The organism is Dongia mobilis, from assembly GCF_004363235.1.
Classification (GTDB): Bacteria; Pseudomonadota; Alphaproteobacteria; order Dongiales; family Dongiaceae; genus Dongia; species Dongia mobilis.
Genome location: NZ_SNYW01000001.1, coordinates 186,273 through 204,582 on the forward strand (window position 1 = coordinate 186,273; position 18,310 = coordinate 204,582).

Genomic DNA, 18,310 nt, shown 5'->3' on the forward strand with positions numbered 1-18,310 from the left:
ACGGCCGCGTTCAGCCGCGCGTCACCAGCGTGCCGATGCCCTGCGGCGTGAAGATTTCCAGCAGCATGGAATGCGGCACGCGGCCGTCCAGGATGACAGCGGCTTCGACACCGCTCTCGACTGCGGTCAGGCAGGTCTCCAGCTTGGGGATCATGCCGCCCGAAATGGTGCCGTCGGCAGCCAGCGCCCTGACCTCGCCGGCGGTCAGCTGCTGGACCAGCTGGCCGGATTTGTCGAGCACGCCCGGCACATCGGTCAGCATCAGGAGGCGCGCGGCACCGATCGCGGCAGCGATGGCGCCTGCTGCCGTATCGGCATTGATGTTGTAGGTCTGGCCGTCGGGCCCGAAGCCGACCGGGGCAATGACCGGAATGACGCCGGCCTGCTCCAGCGAGCGGATGATGCCGGGATTGACCTTGTCCGGCTCGCCGACCAGGCCAAGATCGACCCGCTCGCCATCCTTGGTCATCTCGGTCTTGCGGGCGAGGAGCAGGTTGTCATCCTTGCCCGAGATGCCGACCGCCTTGCCGCCGGCTGCATTGATGGCGGCGACGATCTCCTTGTTGATCGAGCCGGAAAGCACCATCTCGACCACTTCCATGGCGGCGGCATCGGTCACGCGCAGGCCGTCGACGAAGCGCGATTCGATATTGAGGCGCTTCAGCATGGTGCCGATCTGCGGCCCACCGCCATGGATCACCACCGGCAGGATGCCGACCTGGCGCAGCAACGTGATGTCGCGGGCGAAGATCCGGGCCAGCTCCTTGTCCACCATGGCATGGCCGCCATATTTGATGACGAAGCGCTTGCCGGCATATTTCTGCATATAGGGCAGGGCGTCGGTCAGGGTGCGCGCTGTCTTCAGCCAGTATTTGGTGTCGGTGATGCTCATCGCGGGGCCTTTGCTCGCCATGCCTTGCGGGGAAGGAAAATCCGGCGCGCAAGGTGCGGTCGCCGGCCCCCAAAATCAAGCGGAAATAAGACCGCCCCAGGCCGCCATGGCGGCCTCCGCCACGGCGCGCAGGGTGGCGCGGTCGGCGCCGTCGCGGGCCTGCAGCGACATGCCCTGCTGAAGGGTGGTGTAGAAGATGGCGATGCGCCGGCAATCGGTGCCCCTGGGCAGGCGCCCGGCGGCGATATCCGCCTGCAGACGCTGTTCGATGCGTTCGATCGCCTGGCGGCGGCGCGCGGCAAGGCGGGTGGCGACCACCGCTTCCGCCTCGCCGCCGACCAGGGCGCCGAGGACCACCAGACAGCCCTTCGGCCGATCCGGCGCCACATAGGAATCCGCCGACGCGGCAAGCAGGGCGGCAATGGCCGAGCGCGCATCGGGTGCGGCGTTGAACGCCGCCCAGAGCGCTCGACCTTCGCTGGCATCGTAGCGGTCGACCGCTTCCTCGAAGAGCTGTTCCTTCGAGCCAAAGGCGGCATAGAGGCTGGGCGCATTGATCCCCATCGCCGCCTTGAGGTCGGTGAGGCTGGCCCCGGCATAGCCCTTTTCCCAGAAAACCTCCATCGCCCGGGCGAGCGCCTGGTCGCGGTCGAAGCTGCGCGGGCGGCCGCGTTCAGCCATTTTGTTCTGTCCATCCGATTTTTGTTCTTTTCGATACATAATTCTCTTGAAACGCCCAGGCAAGCGCTCTAACTATTTATGTATCAAACGATACAAAAATAGGAGATATCCGATGGTGCAGAATTCCCTTTCCGGCAAGGTCGCCCTGGTCACCGGGGGCAGCCGCGGCATCGGCGCCGCCATCGCGCGCCGCCTGGCCCATGAGGGGGCGGACATTGCCTTCACCTATGCGCGGTCGGCCGAGAAGGCTGCGGCGGTTGCCGCCGATATCCGGGCTGCCGGGCGCCGCGCACTGGTCGTCCCGGCCGACAGCGGCGATCCTGCCGCCCTGCCGGATGCCATCGCGCGCATCCATGGCGAGTTGGGCCGGCTCGACATCCTGGTGAACTCGGCCGGCATTGCGACGCTGACGCCCTTTGGCGAGATCCCGGTCGCGGAATATGACCAAGTGATGGCGGTCAATGTGCGCGGCGTCTTCCTCGCCGCCCAGGCGGCTGCAAGGCTGATGCCCGATGGCGGTCGCATCATCACCGTCGGTTCCAATCTCGCCGAGCGCATCCCGTTCCCGGGCCTCACCCTTTATACGATGAGCAAGACGGCCCTCATCGGCCTGACGCGCGGCCTTGCCCGCGACCTCGGCCCCCGCGGCATAACGGTCAACCTGGTCCAGCCGGGCTCGACCGATACCGACATGAACCCGGCCGACGGGCCGATGGCGCCGGCACAGCTCGGCCTGATGGCGATCCCCCGATTCGCGACCCCAGAGGAGATTGCCGGCGGCGTCGCCTATCTGGCGCGTCCCGAGGCGCGCGGCATCACCGGGACAGCGCTCACCATCGATGCCGGGCTCAATGCCTGATCCTTATCCAGATCCTGGGCCCGATCAGGGCAACAACCTGTGCAAACCGCCAGCACCGGCGGGCAACCTCGTGTCGGGAAGGCGCGGCCAACGGCAACACGCGGCCCGGGATGATCACTGCGCCAGGGCCTGCAGGGCAGCCACGGTCGCGTCATCGGCCGGCAGGAAGATCTCGATGGCCAGTTCCGAGAGCAGGACGTCATGGGGCGCGCCGAACACCATGGTCGTGCTGAGAAATGCGAGGGGCCCCGTCGGTCCCTGCAGCCGCAGACTGACGGCGATGTCGGCCTCGTCCGCGCTGCCGACATCGCTGTTCGCCGCGGCTGGATAGGCCGCCAACTCCGCAGCCAGTTCGCCAAGGACCGGGTCACCGCTAGCCGCTATCTGTCGCTGCAACCGGGCCATGAGATGTTCGCGCCATTCGGCAAAATTGAGAATGCGCGGCGCGATGCCGGCGGGATGCAGCGCAAGGCGCAACACATTGACCGGCGGTGTCGTCAGTTCCGGAGCAGCCCCCGCCAATAGCGGGGTCAGGCTGCTGTTGGCCGCCAGCAAGTTCCAGTGCCGGTCGATGGCGAGCGCCGGATAGGGCGCCTGCGCTGCCAGCAATCGCTCGATGGCGGCCCTTATGCCGGCGAGGTCCGGGTCGTCGATGCTGCGCTCGGCATAGGCCGGGGCGAATCCCGCCGCCAGCAGCAGGCGGTTCCGTGCACGCAGCGGCAACTCGAGCTGCGCGGCGAGGCGCATGACCATCTCGCGGCTGGGTGCGGCGCGACCGGTCTCGATGAAGGAGAGGTGTCGGGTCGACATTCCGGCGGAAAGGGCCAGATCCAGCTGGCTGAGGCGCCGCAGGCCCCGCCAGTGCTTGACGAGATCGCCGATCGACGGTGCGGCGATGCGGGACAGGTCCTGTTTCCGGGGGGCAATCATGGCCGCGAATTATAGGGTTCGATGGAATCGCCCGCCATTACCTTCGGCGTAATCGACGGCATGACCCCAGATGCGCGAATGGTGGTACGTCGAAACAAGCAAACCGGAGACGAACATGCGCGACAACACCGTACCCGACTCCAGCCAGGCCGACGCAGTCGCGGCCGCTCGCCGCTATATCGCCTGCTGGAACGAGACCGATGGCGATCGCCGCCGTGCCCTGCTGGCGCAATTCTGGCAGCCGGGCGCAAGCTATGTGGATCCGCTGATGCAGGGGACGGGCATCGACGAAATCGACGGTCTCATTGCCGCCGTGCAGGGGCGCTTTGCCGGGCATTCCTTCACGCTCAAGGAAGGTGTCGACGCCCACAACGACTGCCTGCGCTTTTCGTGGTCGCTGGAGCAGAACGGCGTCGCCCGGCCGAGTCCGGCCGTGGAAGGTACCGATTTTGCCCGGCTTGACGAGGCGGGCCGCTTCGTCAGCGTGACCGGCTTTCTCGATGCCGTGAACCTATGATGCCAACCGCATCCGGCCGCTGCGGACAAGGCTCCATCAGCGGCCGGATGCGGCGGCAGCACCGCGCGCTATGCTGTCGACACGGTGACCAAGGGTTTGGTGCTGCATCAGAAATGCGACCCATGCAGGCAAAATGCCGCGATTTGCCGGCGCGCGGCGGTATTTTGGACCGCGCGGGGTTGATACGTCGCCCACATGCCCCAGTTCTAGAGGCAAGCCCAGTGCAGCGCAGAACTGCAGCAATAGGGTGACGCAGCTTGCGCAGACGCCGCCGGGCGGTTTTCGGCGGCCGATACTCGCAGCACATCCGAGCGCCCTCATGAACCCGGTTCCAAGTACCCGGCTTCACGAGGCGGCACGATTCAACGCAAGGAGAATCGTCTTGAAGCTTTCAGCCAGACAGATCCAGCACGCCACCAAGGAAATCAGCGCCCAGGTCCTGCCCGAGGATCATCCGATGATGGCCCAACTCATACCGCTCTTCGGGCATCATACCTACTTCCTCGACAAGGACGGGCTCGAGATCGTCGAGAAGATCGGCAGCCTGCCGGACGGCACGGCAACCGGCAATATCGTTCGCCTGGCGAGCTGGGCCGATATGGAGCGGACCGCCCTGGCGCCGCATGCGCCCGAGCCGACCGATGTGGTCGTGCGCCTCAAGACCGGATAGCGGGCCCGGGGCGAGACGGGCGAGGCGCGTCCCGGCGCAATCCGACTGCGTCCCGCCTGCTCCCGGTGCCGCGATCGTGATGTCGAAACGGCCAACGTGTCGTTGAATCGACGGCCTTTTCCGTCGATTTGCCCAGATTGCCAAAAGGCCATGGCGGGGCTAGTGTCTTAGCCGAACGGACAGGTCGCAATGCCGGTCCGGCTCAAGAAAAGCAAGATGCAGGGCTTTATCAAGGGAGCAGAACAATGAAGAAGTCGTTCGCCTGGCTTGTCGCCGGCGCAATCATGGTCATGGGTGCCACCGGCGCCGCCGCCGAGATGAAGAAGGTCAAGATCGGCACCGAGGGTGCCTATCCGCCGTTCAACTCGATCGATGCCAATGGCGAGCTGGTCGGCTTCGACGTCGACATCGCCAAGGCGCTGTGCAAGGCCGCCAATTTCGACTGCGAATTCGTGGTGCAGGATTGGGACGGCATCATCGACGGCCTCAATGCCAAAAAGTATGACGCCATCATCGCCTCGATGTCGATCACCGACGAGCGCAAGCAGGTCGTTGACTTCACCAAGAAATACTACAATACCCCGGCCAAGTTCATCGCCAAGAAGGGCGCTGGTCTCGACGTCGGCTATGACACGCTGGGCGGCAAGGCCGTCGGCGTGCAGCGCGCCACCATCCACGAGAACTTCCTGCGCGACAATTTCAAGGATATCGACATCCGCGTCTATGCGACCCAGGACGAGGCCAATGCCGATCTCGTCTCCGGCCGCGTCGATCTGGTGATGGCCGACTCCGTCGCCCTGCTGGAAGGTTTCCTGGCCACGCCCGAGGGTGCCGATTTCGAGTTCGTCGGCCCGGATTACAACGAGCCGAAATGGCATGGCGAGGGCGCCGGCATCGCGGTGCGCAAGGGCGAGCCGGAACTGCTCGATGGCCTCAACAAGGCGATCGAGACGATTCTCGCCGACGGCACCTACAAGGCCATCAACGACAAGTACTTCGCCTTCGACGTCTACGGCAACTGAGCCGGTCGTCCGATCCGCGCTGACAGCGCCGCGTCCGACCGGTCGATCCGGCCGGGCGCGGCGTCCGCGTTTCTGGCGGTGGGCGCCGGGCCCGCATCGGGCCGTCAATCAGGGGGGCGTCGTTGGATATCTATCAGGGATACGGCTGGGTCTTCTGGCAGGGCATCACGATCACCATCGCGGTGGCGCTCTGCACGGCGCCGGTGGCGATCGTCATGGGCCTGCTGGGCGCCTGGGGGAAACTCGCCAAATTCAGGCCGGCCAACACCATCGCCAATGTCTACACCACCGTCGTCCGCGGCGTGCCTGAACTGGTGCTGATCCTCATCGTCTATTATGGCGTCACCATCTTCCTGCAATGGGCGCTCTCCGAACTGACCGGCGGCGAGGTCCTGATCGACATCGATTCCTTCACCGCCGGCGTGCTGACGCTGGGCGTCATCTATGGTGCCTTCGCAACCGAGGTGTTCCGCGGCGCCTTCCAGGCAATCCCGAAAGGCCAGATCGAGGCGGCGCGCTCGCTCGGCATGTCGCCCTTCCTGACCCTGCGCCGGATCATGATGCCCCAGGTCTGGCGCTTCGCGCTGCCCGGCCTCGGCAATACCTGGCTGGTGCTGCTGAAGGCGACGGCCCTCATGTCGGTGATCCAGCTTGAGGAACTGATGCGCTGGACCGATATCGGGGCTCGCAACACCAAGCTGCCCTTTACCTTCTATCTGACTGCCTCCTTCCTCTATCTCGGCCTCACCATCATCTCGATGGCTCTGCAGCACCGCGCCGAGAAATGGGCCAATCGCGGCATCCGGCGGATCTCGTCATGATGGAAAGCCTCGATCTCCTCTTTGCCGACACCCGCTTCGCCCCGGTCTGGAACAACCTCGACCGGTTCCTGTGGGGGACGCTGCTGACCATCGAGATCACCGCACTCAGCGTGGCGCTGGGCCTCGTCCTCGCCCTGCCGCTGGCGCTGGCGCGCATCTCGGCCAATCCGCTGCTGCGCTGGCCGGTTTATGGCTACATCTTCTATTTCCGCGGCACGCCGCTCCTGGTGCAGCTGTTCCTGGTCTATTACGGCAGCGGCCAGTTCCGCGATTTCTTCGAGGACATCGGCGTCTGGCGCCTGCTGCGCGAGCCCTATTTCTGCGCCATCCTGACGCTGACCCTCAACACTGCCGCCTATACCGCCGAGATCCTGCGCGGCGCCATCCAGGCGGTACCCTTCGGCGAGGTCGAGGCGGCGCGGGCCTATGGCATGTCGGGCTTCCGGCTCTATCGGCGCATCGTCCTCCCCAAGGCGATCCGGATGGCACTGCCGGCCTATACCAACGAGGTAGTGTTCCTGTTCCAGGCGACATCTCTCGTCAGCATCATCACGCTGATGGATCTGACCGGCGTCGGGCGCGTCATCATCTCGCGCTCGTTCCGCACCTTCGAGGTCTGGTTCTTCGTCGGCGCCATCTATTGCGCCATCACCTATCTGATGATCTGGCTGTTCAACAAGCTAGAGCATCGCCTGTCCGGGCACCTGCGCGACCGGCCGGCGGAGGGACCGAAGCCGGCGCCGGCGGAGTAGCTTCTCGCTTCGTCAGACCCCGCTGAAGCGATAGACCGTCACCTGGCGATAGCTCTCGCCCGGGCGCAATACGGGATCGGGGAAATCCGGCCGGTTGGGCGCATCGGGGAAGTTCTGCGGCTCCAGGCAGAGGCCGGCATAGGCGCCGTAGCGCCGGCCGTCATGGCCCGGTACCAGTGGGCCGACGCGCGCACCGTCATAGAATTGGAGGCCCGGCTCGGTCGATCGGATTTCGAGCATCGTCCCGCTCAAGGGGCCGATGAGGCGCGCGACCGGTCGTGGTTCCGCCAGGCGTTTCCGCGCCAGCACCAGATTGTGGTCATAGGCCGATGGCGAGTCGCCTGCCGCGCGAATGCTGCGCGCCACGCGGAAATCGAAGGGCGTGCCGCCGACGGCGGCAATCTCGCCGGTCGGAATGAGATGCGCATCCACCGGCAGGTAATGTGCCGCCGGCACCTCCAGCAGATGGTCGAGGATGTTCTCCGCGCCCTCGTCAAGATCCAGGTTGAAATAGCTGTGCGCGGCCAGGTTGACGATGGTCGCCCGGTCGGTGGTGGCGCCGAGCTCCAGGGTGATTTCGCCATCGCCGGTCACGCGATAGGTGCAGCGCGCCAGGAGATTGCCGGGATAGCCCTCCTCGCCATGCGCCGATTGGAGTTCGAGCGTCACGTGGCTGGGCCCTTGGTCGCGCAGTGACCAGATCCGGTGGCTGAAGCCGCGCTCGCCGCCGTGAAGATGGGTGCGGCCCGCCTCGTTGCGGGTCAGCTGGTAGGTCTTTCCGTCGATGCGGCAGATTCCCTCGGCGATGCGGTTCGCATAGCGCCCGGCGATGCAGCCAAAATAGGGCGAATGGGCGCGGTAGTCGCTGAGCTGTGCGAAGCCCAGCACGCGTCGCTGCGCGCCCTTGCCGGTATCGACCTGCAGATCCTGGATCGTGGCACCGAGGGTGAGCACGCCAAGCGTAACGCCGCCGCTGTCGATTTCGATGCGCTCGACCGCCGCGCCATCGTCGAGCAGGCCGAAAGGGCTGATACTCATGCCGGCCTCATCCCATCCGCGCCGCACGGAAGGAATCAGCGAGTTTCGCGGCGGCGGAGCGAATATCCGCGGCACTCATGCCGGGCTTGTAGACCGCAGTGCCGATGCCAAAACCGTCGGCGCCGGCCCTGAGGTAGTCACCGATATTGTCTGGCGAAACACCACCCACCGGGAGAAGCAGCGTGCCTTGGGGCAGAACCGCGCGCCAGGCTTTCACCACCCTGGGCGGCAGGGCTTCGCCCGGAAACATCTTGAGGGCCTCGGCGCCGGCGGCAAGAGCCGCAAAGGCCTCGCTCGGGGTGGCAACACCGGGAGCCGTGACGAGCCCGCGTTGCTTCGCCGCGCGAATCACATCCGGGTCGCAATTGGGGGCCACCATCAGCCGGGCGCCGGCATCGGCAATGGCATGAACCTCGTCGACACTGAGAACAGTGCCGGCGCCCACCAGCATGCGCCCGTCCGCCTTGGCCACCATACGCTTCAACGTCGTCAGCGCGTCCGGCGAGTTGAGCGGCACCTCGACCACGCGCCAACCGGCGTTATCCAGCGCGTCGAGCGCCCCGTCGGCTTCCGCCGGCGTGATGCCGCGCAGGATGGCGATCATGGGCAGCTCCTCGAGCCAGCTGCGCAGATCCGTCATGGCGCTATCTCCTCAAGAGGCCGGCCTCTTTTGCCAGCGCGAACAGGGCCGGGGGCAGAATAGCGTCGCTCTCCAGCCTGTCGAGGGTGATGTCGAAGAAGGCTGCCGCCGCCGCGTATCGCGCCAGCAGCGCGGCGGAACCGATGGCGACGACCTGCCTCGCCGGCCTGGCCCAGGAAAGCGCATCCTGCATCTCGGTACCGATGAGGAGGCCGGAGAGATAGGAACCGGCATTCGCCGGTGTCAGTTCGCCGAACAGCGACAGGCTGCGCACGCCGAAAAGCTGGTGCGTAATGCCGCCGGCCGATGTTTCACGCGCTCGGGTGATGCCGCGCTGGAAAGCGTCGGCGTCGAAGGAATCTCCGCTGACGACCTGGGCGAGGCTGCCCTGCCGGCTCATCAGGCCGAAAATCTCGCCCGTCATATAGGTGCGGAAATCGACGAGGCGCCCGGCCTCGACCCTGGCCCATTTGGCATGGGTTCCCGGCAGCAGGAAGAGGCCGTCTTCGATGCCGCGCACCAGCCGCGCGCCCAGCAACTGGCATTCCTCGCCGCGCATGACGTCCGGCTGTAGCCTATTCCGCTTCGCCATCCCGGGCACGATGCGGATCTCGCTTCCCGCCACGGCCGGCAGCGTGATCAAGCTGCCGGCGAGATCCGCGAGGCGCGCCGGCGTCTCGAGATAGGGCGCTTCGCGCCAGCCGGCGCGGCTTCCCACCATGCCGGCCATGATGACTGGCGCACCCAGCCAGCCTTGCGCAAAGGCCGCGAGTGATTCCGCAAAATTCCCACCAGCGGCGGCGACTGCCAACAGGCCCTGGTCGTCGCCGCGTCGCTCCAGCACGGTGCCGCCGGCATCCAGCGCCCAGCCACGCCGGTTGCTGGTGCCCCAGTCGATGGCGATGCAGGCAATCTCCACGTCAGAGCGATCCGACGCCGCCCAGCTGGAAATCGTCATTGCCCTTTGCGCCCAGGGCATTGCGCAGCGGGGCGCCGAAAACCGGCGCCTCGATCTCGAACACATCGCCGGGCTCCGGCACGATGCCGTCGCCGACGCTCAGGGTCGCCGTGCCGAAGAAATGGATGTGGAGATCGCCCGGCCGGCGGAACTGGCGGTACTTGAAATGGTGGTATTCCAGATTGGCGATGGTGTGTGACATGTTGCGCTCGCCCGAGACGAAAGGCTTCTGCCACAGCAGCTTGCCATTGCGCCAGATGCGGCTTTCGCCCTCGACATGGTCCGGCAACTCGCCCAGGAGCAGTTCCGGCCCGATCGCGCAGGCGCGCAATTTGGAATGGGCGAGGTAGAGATAATTCTGTCGCTCGGTCACGTGGTCAGAATATTCGTTGCCGATGGCAAAGCCGAGTCGCCAGGGCCGGCCCTGGGCGTCGTTCAGATAGATGCCGGCCACCTCCGGCTCCTCGCCGCCATCGAGTGCGAAGGACGGGAATTCAAGCGCCGCCCCCGGCCTGGCGACGATCGAGCCGTCGCCCTTGTAGAACCATTCCGGCTGCACACCGGGGAGGCCGTCTTTCGGCTTGCCGCCCTCCAGCCCCAGGCGGAACATCTTCATGGAATCGGTCAGGCTCTCGACATCGCCGGCGACCTTCTGGTGCATCTTGTCGCGCGTATCTGCCGAGCCCAGATGGGTAAGGCCGGTGCCGGCGACGAAGCAATGCGTCGGGTCGGGATGGTCGACCGGCGCCAGTACCTCGCCTGCCTTGAGCAGTGCCGCGTAATCCAGCCGCTCGCCCTCGCCCCGTGCCTCTACTTCGGCCGTCAGGGAGCGGCCGTCGGCAAGCGCTGCATTGGCTAAATCGATGACGCGGTCGGCCAGCGGCACCACGATCGCCTGGCCGTTTTTGATGCGGGCGACGCCCCGCTTGCCCTGGCGGGCGAACTGGATGAGACGCATGGGGAAGTCCTTCAGGCTTTCTTCTTGTAGTAGACGTCGAGGAAAACCGCGGCCAGCAGCACCATGCCCTTGATTAGCTGCTGCAGATCGATGCCGATGCCGAGGATCGACATGCCGTTGTTCATGACGCCCATGATGAAGGCGCCGATCACGGCGCCGATGACCTTGCCGACACCGCCCGAGGCCGAGGCGCCGCCGATGAAGACCGCAGCGATGACGTCGAGTTCGAAGCCAAGACCGGCCTTCGGCGTCGCGGTGTTGAGGCGGGCGGCAAAGATGAGCCCGGCCAGGGCCGCGAGGACGCCCATGTTGACGAAGGTATAGAAGGTCAGGCGCTCGGTCTTGATGCCGGAAAGCCTGGCCGCCTTCTCGTTGCCGCCAAGGGCATAGATGCGCCGCCCGATGGTGGTCGAGGAGGTGACGAAGGCATAAAGGGCGATCAGCGCGAACATGACGATGAGCACGTTCGGCAGGCCGCGATAGGAGGCCAGCAGATAGGAGAACAGCAGGAAGCCCACGGCGACCAGGATGTTCCGCGCGGCAAAGAAGGCGAGCGGCTCCTCAACCAGGCCGTGGGCCTGCTGGTTGCGCCGGTCGCGGAAGTTGAAATAGATCACCAGGATGGTGACGCCGATGCCGATCAGCATCGAGACGATGTGGAACTTGATGTCGCCGACATTCGGGATGAAGCCCGAGGAAAGCAGCTGGAATTCCGGCGGGAAGGGGCCGACCGACTTGCCCTGCAGGACATAGAGCGCGAGGCCCTTGAAGACCAGCATCCCGGCCAGGGTCACGATGAAGGAGGGAATCTTCTGATAGGCGACGAAATATCCCTGGGCGGCGCCGATTGCGGCGCCAACGGCGAGGCAGACGATCGCGGCCAGCGCGAAATGCACATGCATCTGCACCATGAGGACGGCAGCGACGGCACCGATGAAGCCGGCCACCGACCCCACGGACAGATCGATGTGGCCGGTCACGATGATCAGCAGCATGCCCAGCGCCATGATGACAATATAGCTGTTCTGCAGCACGATGTTGGTGAGATTGAGCGGCTTGAACAGCGCGCCGTCGGTCACGATCTGGAAGAAGACCATGATCACGATGAGCGACATCAGCAGGCCGTATTCGCGGATGTTGCTCTTGATGAAGGCGACGATGTTGTTCTTCGGCGCAGTCGCCTCGCGCGGTGCCGCTTGATCGGTCATCTCAGTTTTCCCACGACTTCATGATGGCGTGCATGATCTTTTCCTGCGACGCCTCCCTGGCCGGCATCTCGCCGACAATTTTGCCCTCGTTCATCACATAGATGCGATCGCAGATGCCAAGCAGTTCCGGCATTTCCGACGACACCACGATGATGCCCTTGCCGGATTCGGCCAGGCGGTTGATGATGGTGTAGATTTCGTATTTGGCGCCCACGTCGATGCCGCGCGTCGGCTCGTCCAGGATCAGCACCTCGGGCTCCGCGAACAGCCATTTCGACAGCACCACTTTCTGCTGATTGCCGCCGGACAGATTTACCGTCTGCTGGAAGACAGATGGCGCGCGGATATTGAGCTCGCGCTTGAAACCGTTGGCGACGGTCAGTTCGCGCCCGTCATCGATGACGCCGTTGCTGGACACGCCGGGCAGGTTGGCCAAAGTCACATTGCGCTTGATGTCGTCGATCAGGACGAGACCATAGGTCTTGCGGTCCTCGGTCGCATAGGCGATGCCGTGGCCGAGCGCCTTCTGGATGGTGCTGACATCGATCGGACGGCCATGCATGCGCACCTCGCCGCTGATCTTCTGGCCATAGGAATGGCCGAAGATGGACATGGCGAGCTCGGTGCGGCCGGCACCCATCAGGCCGGCGATGCCGACCACCTCGCCCTTGCAGACATGGATGTCGATGCCCTTGATCTTCTGCCGGTCGGCGTGCTGGGCGTCATAGACCACCCAGTTGCTGACCTCGAGCAGCTTCTCGCCGACCTTCGGTACGCGCGGTGGATAGCGGTCCTTCAGCTCGCGCCCCACCATGGCGCGGATGATGCGATCCTCGCTCACCGCCTCGGCATGGCAATCCAGCAAATCGACCGTGGCGCCATCGCGCAGCACGGTGACGCGGTCCGCCACCTTCAGGATCTCGTTCAATTTGTGCGAGATGAGAATCGACGAGATGCCCTGGCGGCGGAATTCCATCAGCAGGGTGAGGAGCGCGTCGCTGTCGCTCTCGTTGAGGCTGGCGGTCGGCTCGTCGAGGATGAGGAGGCGCACCTTCTTGGCCAGCGCCTTGGCAATCTCGACCAGTTGCTGCTTGCCGACGCCGAGATTGGTGATGAGTTCGTCCGGCGATTCCCTGAGGCCGACCTTGGCCAGCAATTCCTGGGTGCGCTTGAAGGCGAGCGGCCAGTTGATGACGCCCTTGCTGGCCAGTTCGTTGCCGAGGAAGATGTTCTCGGTGATGGAGAGCAGCGGGACCAGCGCCAGTTCCTGGTGGATGATGATGATGCCGAGCTTCTCGCTGTCGGCGATGTCGCGAAATCGCCGCTCCTCGCCTTCGAAATGGATCTCGCCGGAATAGCTGCCATGCGGGTATACGCCGGAAAGCACTTTCATCAGGGTCGATTTGCCGGCGCCGTTCTCGCCCACCACGGCGTGGATCTCGCCCGCGCGGACCGAAATGTTGACATTGTCGAGCGCCTTGACGCCGGGGAAGGTCTTGGTGATCCCCCGCATCTCCAGAATCGGCGTCTTGCCGACCTCAATGCCGGCCTGTTTTGCAATCATGTCCATGGATGCCGCTTGTTCCAGCCTGGCTCCCTGCTCGGCGTCTCCGCTGCGCGGCGCCCAAACAAAAAAGCCGGCCATCAGGTCTGGTCGACTTTCAGCACATCAGAGCCGGCGGCGAAATTCAATCAAAACAGGGGTCGAATGAAAACCGGGCGCGTACCGCAATGCAGCGGAACGCGCCCGGGGAGGCTGATTACTGGATCTGGTCCTTGGTGTAATAGCCGCTGCCCACCAGGATCTCTTCCCAGTTGGACTTGTCGACCGCCACCGGCTTCAGCAGGTAGGACGGCACCACCTTGACGCCGTTGTCATAGGTCTTGGTGTCATTGACCGGCACTTCCTTGCCGGCCAGCAGGGCGTCCACCATCTCGGCCGTCACCTTGGCGAGCTCGCGGGTGTCCTTGAACACCGTCGAATACTGCTCGCCGGCGAGGATCGACTTGATCGAGGGCACTTCCGCGTCCTGGCCGGAGACGAAGGGCATCGGCATGTCGCCGCTGCCATAGCCAACCCCCTTCAGCGAGGAGAGGATGCCGATCGAAAGTCCATCATAGGGCGACAGCACCGCATCGACCCGCTTGTCGGCGTAATAGGCCGAGAGCAGGTTGTCCATGCGGGCCTGGGCGACGGCGCCGTCCCAGCGCAGTGTGCCGACCTTGTCCATGCCCATCTGGCCGCTCTGCACCACCAGCTTGCCGCTGTCGATATGGGGCTGCAGCACCGACATGGCGCCGTCATAGAAGAAATAGGCATTGTTGTCGTCCGGCGAACCACCGAACAGCTCGATATTGAAGGGACCCTTGCCTTCGTCGAGGCCCAGCGCATCGGTGAGCGAGGTCGCCTGCAGCACGCCGACCTGGAAATTGTCGAAGGTGGCGTAGTAGTCGACATTGGCGGAATCGCGGATCAGGCGGTCATAGGCGATGACCTTGATGCCGGAATCGGCTGCCTGCTGCAGTGCCTGAGAAAGCGTCGTGCCGTCGATCGCCGCGATCACCAGGACCTTGACGCCCTTGGCGATCATGTTCTCGATCTGGGCGAGCTGGTTGGGGATATCGTCCTCGGCATATTGCAGGTCGGTGCCATAGCCCTTGTCGGTAAACACCTTCACCATGTTGTTGCCGTCGTCGATCCAGCGCGCCGACGATTTGGTCGGCATGGCGATGCCGATGACGCCCTTGTCCTGGGCCGTGGCCGGGCTCATGGCCGTGGCCGCGACGGTCATCAGACCGAAGGCGGCGGCGGTCAGAAGGGATTGCAGTTTCTTCACGTTGTTCCTCCCGTGACGTTGGTTCTGTTGGGGTTGATCGAATGCGGTCGCTGTGGCCGAAGGATCGGGCATATTCTGCCACCGGGCAATCGCCGGAGACGCTACACGATCGCGTGACGCGGCAATTGCGTTGCGGAAGGCCCGGCCGCGGCGCGAGCTGAACGTGCCGGATGCAACAGGCCGATTGGCTGGTGTTTCATGTCCCGCCCCTCCCGGAGGCTGTCTGGTGCCGGTTCTTGTAGCCGCCGGTTTCCAGGCGGCTTGACCGATCGTTGAATTCGGCTTTTATCATACAAAAAACAGAGCGGCAATCGTCGTTTGTATGATAAATAGGGAGAGTGCTGGACATCGCTTGCGGCATCGGCGAGATTGCCGACGCAAACGACCGGACGCTGGAAACATGCACGCGGTCGAAAAAAAGAAGTGCCCGGAAAAAAAGGAAAACCGGCGATATGTCAGGGGTCGACAGAAATAATTCCGCACGCGCTCGGGCGCGTGCCGGGCGGGCCTTGCCGCCCAAGGGCGCGGTGGCGGCTCAGCCGGCCCGCAGCAGCCTGCACCGCAGCGTTGCCCAGGATATCGGTGCCCGCATCCTCAAGGGCGAATTCGCGCCGGGAACGCTGCTGCCCAACGAGGCGGAATGGTGCGAGAAGTTCGGGGTCAGCCGCACCGCCGTGCGCGAGGCGATCAAGATGCTGATGGCCAAGGGCCTGATCCAGTCGCGGCCCAAGATCGGCTCGCGCGTCCTGCCTCGGGCGCAATGGAACCTGCTCGACCGCGATGTGCTGGCCTGGTATTGCGCCGCCGCCAACCCGGTGCATTTCCTCATCCACATGCAGCAGGTGCGCGAGATCCTCGAACCGGAAACAGCAGCGTTGGCCGCCGCCAATCGCAATGCCGAACAGATGGCCGAGATCGAGGCCGCCTTCCTGCAGATGGCTGAGGCAAAAACCCTCAGCGCCTGGAACTATGCGGATGCGCGTTTCCATCAGGCAATCCTGCTTGCCGCAGGCAATGAATTGCTGGTCCCATTGGGACTGGTCATCGAATCGGCGCTCGAGAACATGTTCACCTATACCGCCAGCCAGCGCGGCGATATCGGCCGCACCTTGCCGGGGCATCGCAAGATCCTGCTGGCCATCCGGGCGCAGAAACCCGAGGCGGCGCGACAGGCCGTGCGCAGCCTGTTGCGCGACACGCGGCGCATCGTCAATCTGGTGGCCAGCAGTCGCACCCGACCGGCCTCGCGCCGCGGCAGGGCCTGAAGCCCGGCGCCGAGGCGACAAGACACAACACGGCACAACACAAAATCAGCCAGGAAGATTCATGGAACTCAGTTCACTCGGCCGCTTTCCCTCGCTCGACAGCAAGGTCGTCTTCATCACCGGCGGCGGCACCGGTATCGGTGCTGCGTTGACCGAGTGCTTCGTGGCACAAGGCAGCCGCGTCGCCTTCGTCGATATCGACGTGGACGGCAGCAACCGGCTGCAGGATGCGCTGCAGGCGCAATACGGGCGCAAGCCACTGTTCCGCCGCTGCGACATCACCGACATTGCCGCCCTGCAGAAGACCATCGCCGAGATCGCGGCCGAACTCGGCCCGATCGACGTGCTGGTGAACAACGCCGCCAACGACCAGCGTCACAAATGGCAGGACACCACGGTCGAATACTGGGACGAGCGCATGGCGATCAACTTGCGGCCCATGTTCTTCGCCATGCAGGCGGTCCTGCCGGGCATGACGGCAAAGAAGGCCGGCTCGATCATCAATATCGGATCGATGAGCTGGAAGGCGCGCCAGGGCGGCATGCCTGCCTACACGACGGCGAAGGCCGCGATTCATGGCCTGACCCGCGGCATGGCGCGCGATGTCGGCAAGGACAATATCCGCGTCAACACGGTGGTGCCCGGCTGGGTGATGACCGAGCGGCAGCTGAAACTGTGGGTGACGCCGGAGAGCGGGGCCGAGATCGACCGCCAGCAATGCCTCGCCGGCCGGGTCATGCCGGTCGACATCGCGCAGATGGTGCTGTTCCTGGCGGCCGACGATTCGAAGATGTGTTCGGCTCAGGAATTCACCGTCGACGGCGGCTGGGTGTGATCAGCAATCGGGATAGCTGATCGCCAGGATCTCAAGCGTCTCGCTGCCGGTCGGCGAGCGCAGGGTGACGACGTCACCCACCCGCGCCTTCATCAGGGCGCGCGCCACCGGCGAGACCCAGGAGATGCGGCTGCCTTCGCTCTGCGGCCCGGCCATCCCGGTTTCATCCGTGCCGACGATGGTCACGGTCACCGCGCGGTCGTCCTCGCGGACATAGGTGACCGTGGCACCGAAGAAGACCTGGTCTCGATTCCGCTGCTGCGCCGGGTCGACCGGCTCGGCCGCGGCGATGCGCTTGTCGAGGAAGCGCAGGCGCCGGTCGATCTCGCGCAGGCGGCGCTTGCCATAGATGTAGTCGCCATTCTCCGAGCGGTCGCCATTGCCGGCGGCCCATTCGACGACGCGGACGATCTCCGGCCGGTCGACCCGCCAGAGTTGCTGCCGCTCGGCCTGCAGGCGGGCAAGACCCGCCGGCGTGATGTAGTTCCTGGCGCCTGCCGGCGGAACTGCTGCCGCATCTTCCGTCGCATCGGTCATCGCGCCGCTTCCGTCCTTCCGCATCCCCAGCTACCGCCAAAACCGCAAGTTATCCTGGCCGCCCGGCACCTGGCCGCCCATCGCCTCGCACAGTGGGGGGTGGTCACGGCCGGCAGGGCGCACCATTGGAACCAGCGATAGCGCCTGGCGGGATGGCGAACAAGGCGGGCAAGGGGCGGGCGAATGGTTGGTGCCTATACGCATGGACCATCTGCGCCGCTGGCTGCCGGCACCGGATCTGGCCCTTGCCCGCTTTTTCGATAAATATCTGATCGATCGGTCAAATATCATGAATTTTCGAAGGCATGGGGAATAATACCGCGGATCAATCGAAGATTAATGAATGTTCTCACACTATTTTATATAAAACTTTTAATAAGGCTTGAGACTCTTTCTGCCAGCCTCGGCATCATCCGGTACGAAAAAACGGCAATCTGCGTCCGCTGGAAACAGCGAGCGCCTGCCGCGCGATAAGTGTCCATCGCAGGTACTTTTGCACTTCCTGGGGAGCGAACCATGGCCACCGACACCACCAACATCCCGACCGAGACGACCGGCATTGCCCATGAGGGTGATGTCGAGCGGGCGACGCTGACGCAGGGGGTGACCCAGGTCCAGCTGCCGGCGGGCGAGCCGGTGGTGCGCATCCAGGTGACGCCGGGCGAGACGATCCAGCTGCCCTTCCCGCAGGACGCGATGGTGGCGCGGCTTGACGACGGCAACGGCAATCTGGCGGTGCGCGTCGGCGACATCACGGTGATCCTGCAGGGCTATATCGCGGCGGTGGGCGAAGCCGACGTGACGCTGCTCGACAATACCGGCGAGGAGATCGACGTGGCCGCGGTGGTGGCGGCGACCGATCCCAATCTCGACATCCAGACGGCAGCCGG

General features: G+C 64.6%; 20 protein-coding genes. 9 read left to right on the plus strand and 11 right to left on the minus strand.

What is annotated here, in order from left to right:
- Positions 1–10 precede the first annotated feature (10 nt).
- Together argB and A8950_RS00890 are read right to left on the minus strand one after the other, a co-directional pair.
- On the minus strand, positions 11–892 hold the full coding sequence (argB, locus tag A8950_RS00885) for an acetylglutamate kinase (protein WP_243735484.1): 882 nt from the start codon (positions 890–892) through the stop codon (positions 11–13).
- 75 nt (positions 893–967) lie between these two features.
- Positions 968–1,573, minus strand: a complete 606-nt coding sequence (locus tag A8950_RS00890; protein ID WP_133611592.1) for a TetR/AcrR family transcriptional regulator — start codon at positions 1,571–1,573, stop codon at positions 968–970.
- Positions 1,574–1,685: 112 nt separating this feature from the next.
- On the opposite strand from A8950_RS00890, the gene A8950_RS00895 reads away from it, so the two are divergent.
- Positions 1,686–2,432, plus strand: coding sequence for an SDR family oxidoreductase (locus A8950_RS00895; RefSeq protein ID WP_133611593.1), 747 nt, complete (start codon positions 1,686–1,688; stop codon positions 2,430–2,432).
- A gap of 114 nt (positions 2,433–2,546) precedes the next feature.
- On the opposite strand, the gene A8950_RS00900 is transcribed toward A8950_RS00895, so the two are convergent.
- Entirely contained in the window at positions 2,547–3,362 is an 816-nt protein-coding gene (locus A8950_RS00900; RefSeq protein ID WP_133611594.1) for a helix-turn-helix domain-containing protein, read from the minus strand.
- A 115-nt stretch (positions 3,363–3,477) separates the two neighbouring features.
- On the opposite strand from A8950_RS00900, the gene A8950_RS00905 reads away from it, so the two are divergent.
- The 5 genes from A8950_RS00905 (at position 3,478) to A8950_RS00925 (ending at position 7,144) form a co-directional block, all read left to right on the plus strand.
- Complete coding sequence (locus tag A8950_RS00905; RefSeq protein WP_133611595.1) at positions 3,478–3,879, plus strand: nuclear transport factor 2 family protein; 402 nt, start codon at positions 3,478–3,480, stop codon at positions 3,877–3,879.
- Positions 3,880–4,261: 382 nt separating this feature from the next.
- Positions 4,262–4,549 (plus strand): hypothetical protein, encoded by a 288-nt coding sequence (locus A8950_RS00910; RefSeq protein WP_133611596.1) that lies wholly within the window; start codon positions 4,262–4,264, stop codon positions 4,547–4,549.
- Between the two features lie 245 nt (positions 4,550–4,794).
- Positions 4,795–5,571, plus strand: coding sequence for an ABC transporter substrate-binding protein (locus tag A8950_RS00915; RefSeq protein WP_133611597.1), 777 nt, complete (start codon positions 4,795–4,797; stop codon positions 5,569–5,571).
- A gap of 122 nt (positions 5,572–5,693) precedes the next feature.
- The gene (locus tag A8950_RS00920; RefSeq protein WP_133611598.1) at positions 5,694–6,392 is read left to right on the plus strand and encodes an ABC transporter permease; all 699 of its coding nucleotides are present in this window, start codon (positions 5,694–5,696) and stop codon (positions 6,390–6,392) included.
- Positions 6,389–7,144: an ABC transporter permease gene (locus tag A8950_RS00925; protein ID WP_243735485.1), complete on the plus strand. Its 756-nt coding sequence runs from the start codon at positions 6,389–6,391 to the stop codon at positions 7,142–7,144. Before A8950_RS00920 ends, A8950_RS00925 begins: the two co-directional genes overlap by 4 nt.
- A gap of 12 nt (positions 7,145–7,156) precedes the next feature.
- On the opposite strand, the gene A8950_RS00930 is transcribed toward A8950_RS00925, so the two are convergent.
- The 7 genes from A8950_RS00930 to chvE all read right to left on the minus strand — a co-directional run bounded on the left by A8950_RS00930 (position 7,157) and on the right by chvE (position 14,783).
- Entirely contained in the window at positions 7,157–8,182 is a 1,026-nt protein-coding gene (locus A8950_RS00930) for an aldose epimerase family protein (RefSeq protein WP_133611599.1), read from the minus strand.
- A gap of 7 nt (positions 8,183–8,189) precedes the next feature.
- Entirely contained in the window at positions 8,190–8,822 is a 633-nt protein-coding gene (locus A8950_RS00935; protein ID WP_133611600.1) for a 2-dehydro-3-deoxy-6-phosphogalactonate aldolase, read from the minus strand.
- Between the two features lie 4 nt (positions 8,823–8,826).
- Entirely contained in the window at positions 8,827–9,780 is a 954-nt protein-coding gene (locus A8950_RS00940) for a 2-dehydro-3-deoxygalactonokinase (RefSeq protein ID WP_166644928.1), read from the minus strand.
- Positions 9,743–10,738, minus strand: coding sequence for an AraD1 family protein (araD1, locus tag A8950_RS00945; RefSeq protein ID WP_133611602.1), 996 nt, complete (start codon positions 10,736–10,738; stop codon positions 9,743–9,745). The genes A8950_RS00940 and araD1 overlap by 38 nt, the downstream gene beginning before the upstream one ends.
- A gap of 11 nt (positions 10,739–10,749) precedes the next feature.
- Positions 10,750–11,946, minus strand: a complete 1,197-nt coding sequence (gene mmsB / locus A8950_RS00950; RefSeq protein WP_133611603.1) for a multiple monosaccharide ABC transporter permease — start codon at positions 11,944–11,946, stop codon at positions 10,750–10,752.
- 1 nt (position 11,947) lies between these two features.
- Positions 11,948–13,516, minus strand: coding sequence for a multiple monosaccharide ABC transporter ATP-binding protein (gene mmsA, locus A8950_RS00955; RefSeq protein ID WP_166644929.1), 1,569 nt, complete (start codon positions 13,514–13,516; stop codon positions 11,948–11,950).
- 190 nt (positions 13,517–13,706) lie between these two features.
- On the minus strand, positions 13,707–14,783 hold the full coding sequence (gene chvE / locus A8950_RS00960) for a multiple monosaccharide ABC transporter substrate-binding protein (protein ID WP_133611604.1): 1,077 nt from the start codon (positions 14,781–14,783) through the stop codon (positions 13,707–13,709).
- Positions 14,784–15,292: 509 nt separating this feature from the next.
- Between chvE and A8950_RS00965 the strand changes: the two genes are divergently transcribed.
- Positions 15,293–16,048, plus strand: coding sequence for a FadR/GntR family transcriptional regulator (locus tag A8950_RS00965; RefSeq protein ID WP_208109688.1), 756 nt, complete (start codon positions 15,293–15,295; stop codon positions 16,046–16,048).
- A 61-nt stretch (positions 16,049–16,109) separates the two neighbouring features.
- A complete protein-coding gene (locus tag A8950_RS00970; protein WP_133611606.1) occupies positions 16,110–16,883 on the plus strand; it encodes an SDR family NAD(P)-dependent oxidoreductase in 774 nt (257 codons plus the stop codon).
- On the opposite strand, the gene greB is transcribed toward A8950_RS00970, so the two are convergent.
- Positions 16,884–17,420: a transcription elongation factor GreB gene (gene greB / locus A8950_RS00975; protein WP_208109689.1), complete on the minus strand. Its 537-nt coding sequence runs from the start codon at positions 17,418–17,420 to the stop codon at positions 16,884–16,886. It abuts the gene before it with no gap.
- Positions 17,421–17,936: 516 nt separating this feature from the next.
- Here greB and A8950_RS00980 point away from each other — a divergent pair.
- Positions 17,937–18,310: hypothetical protein (locus A8950_RS00980; protein ID WP_133611608.1), on the plus strand; the 374-nt coding region annotated here is incomplete at its 3' end.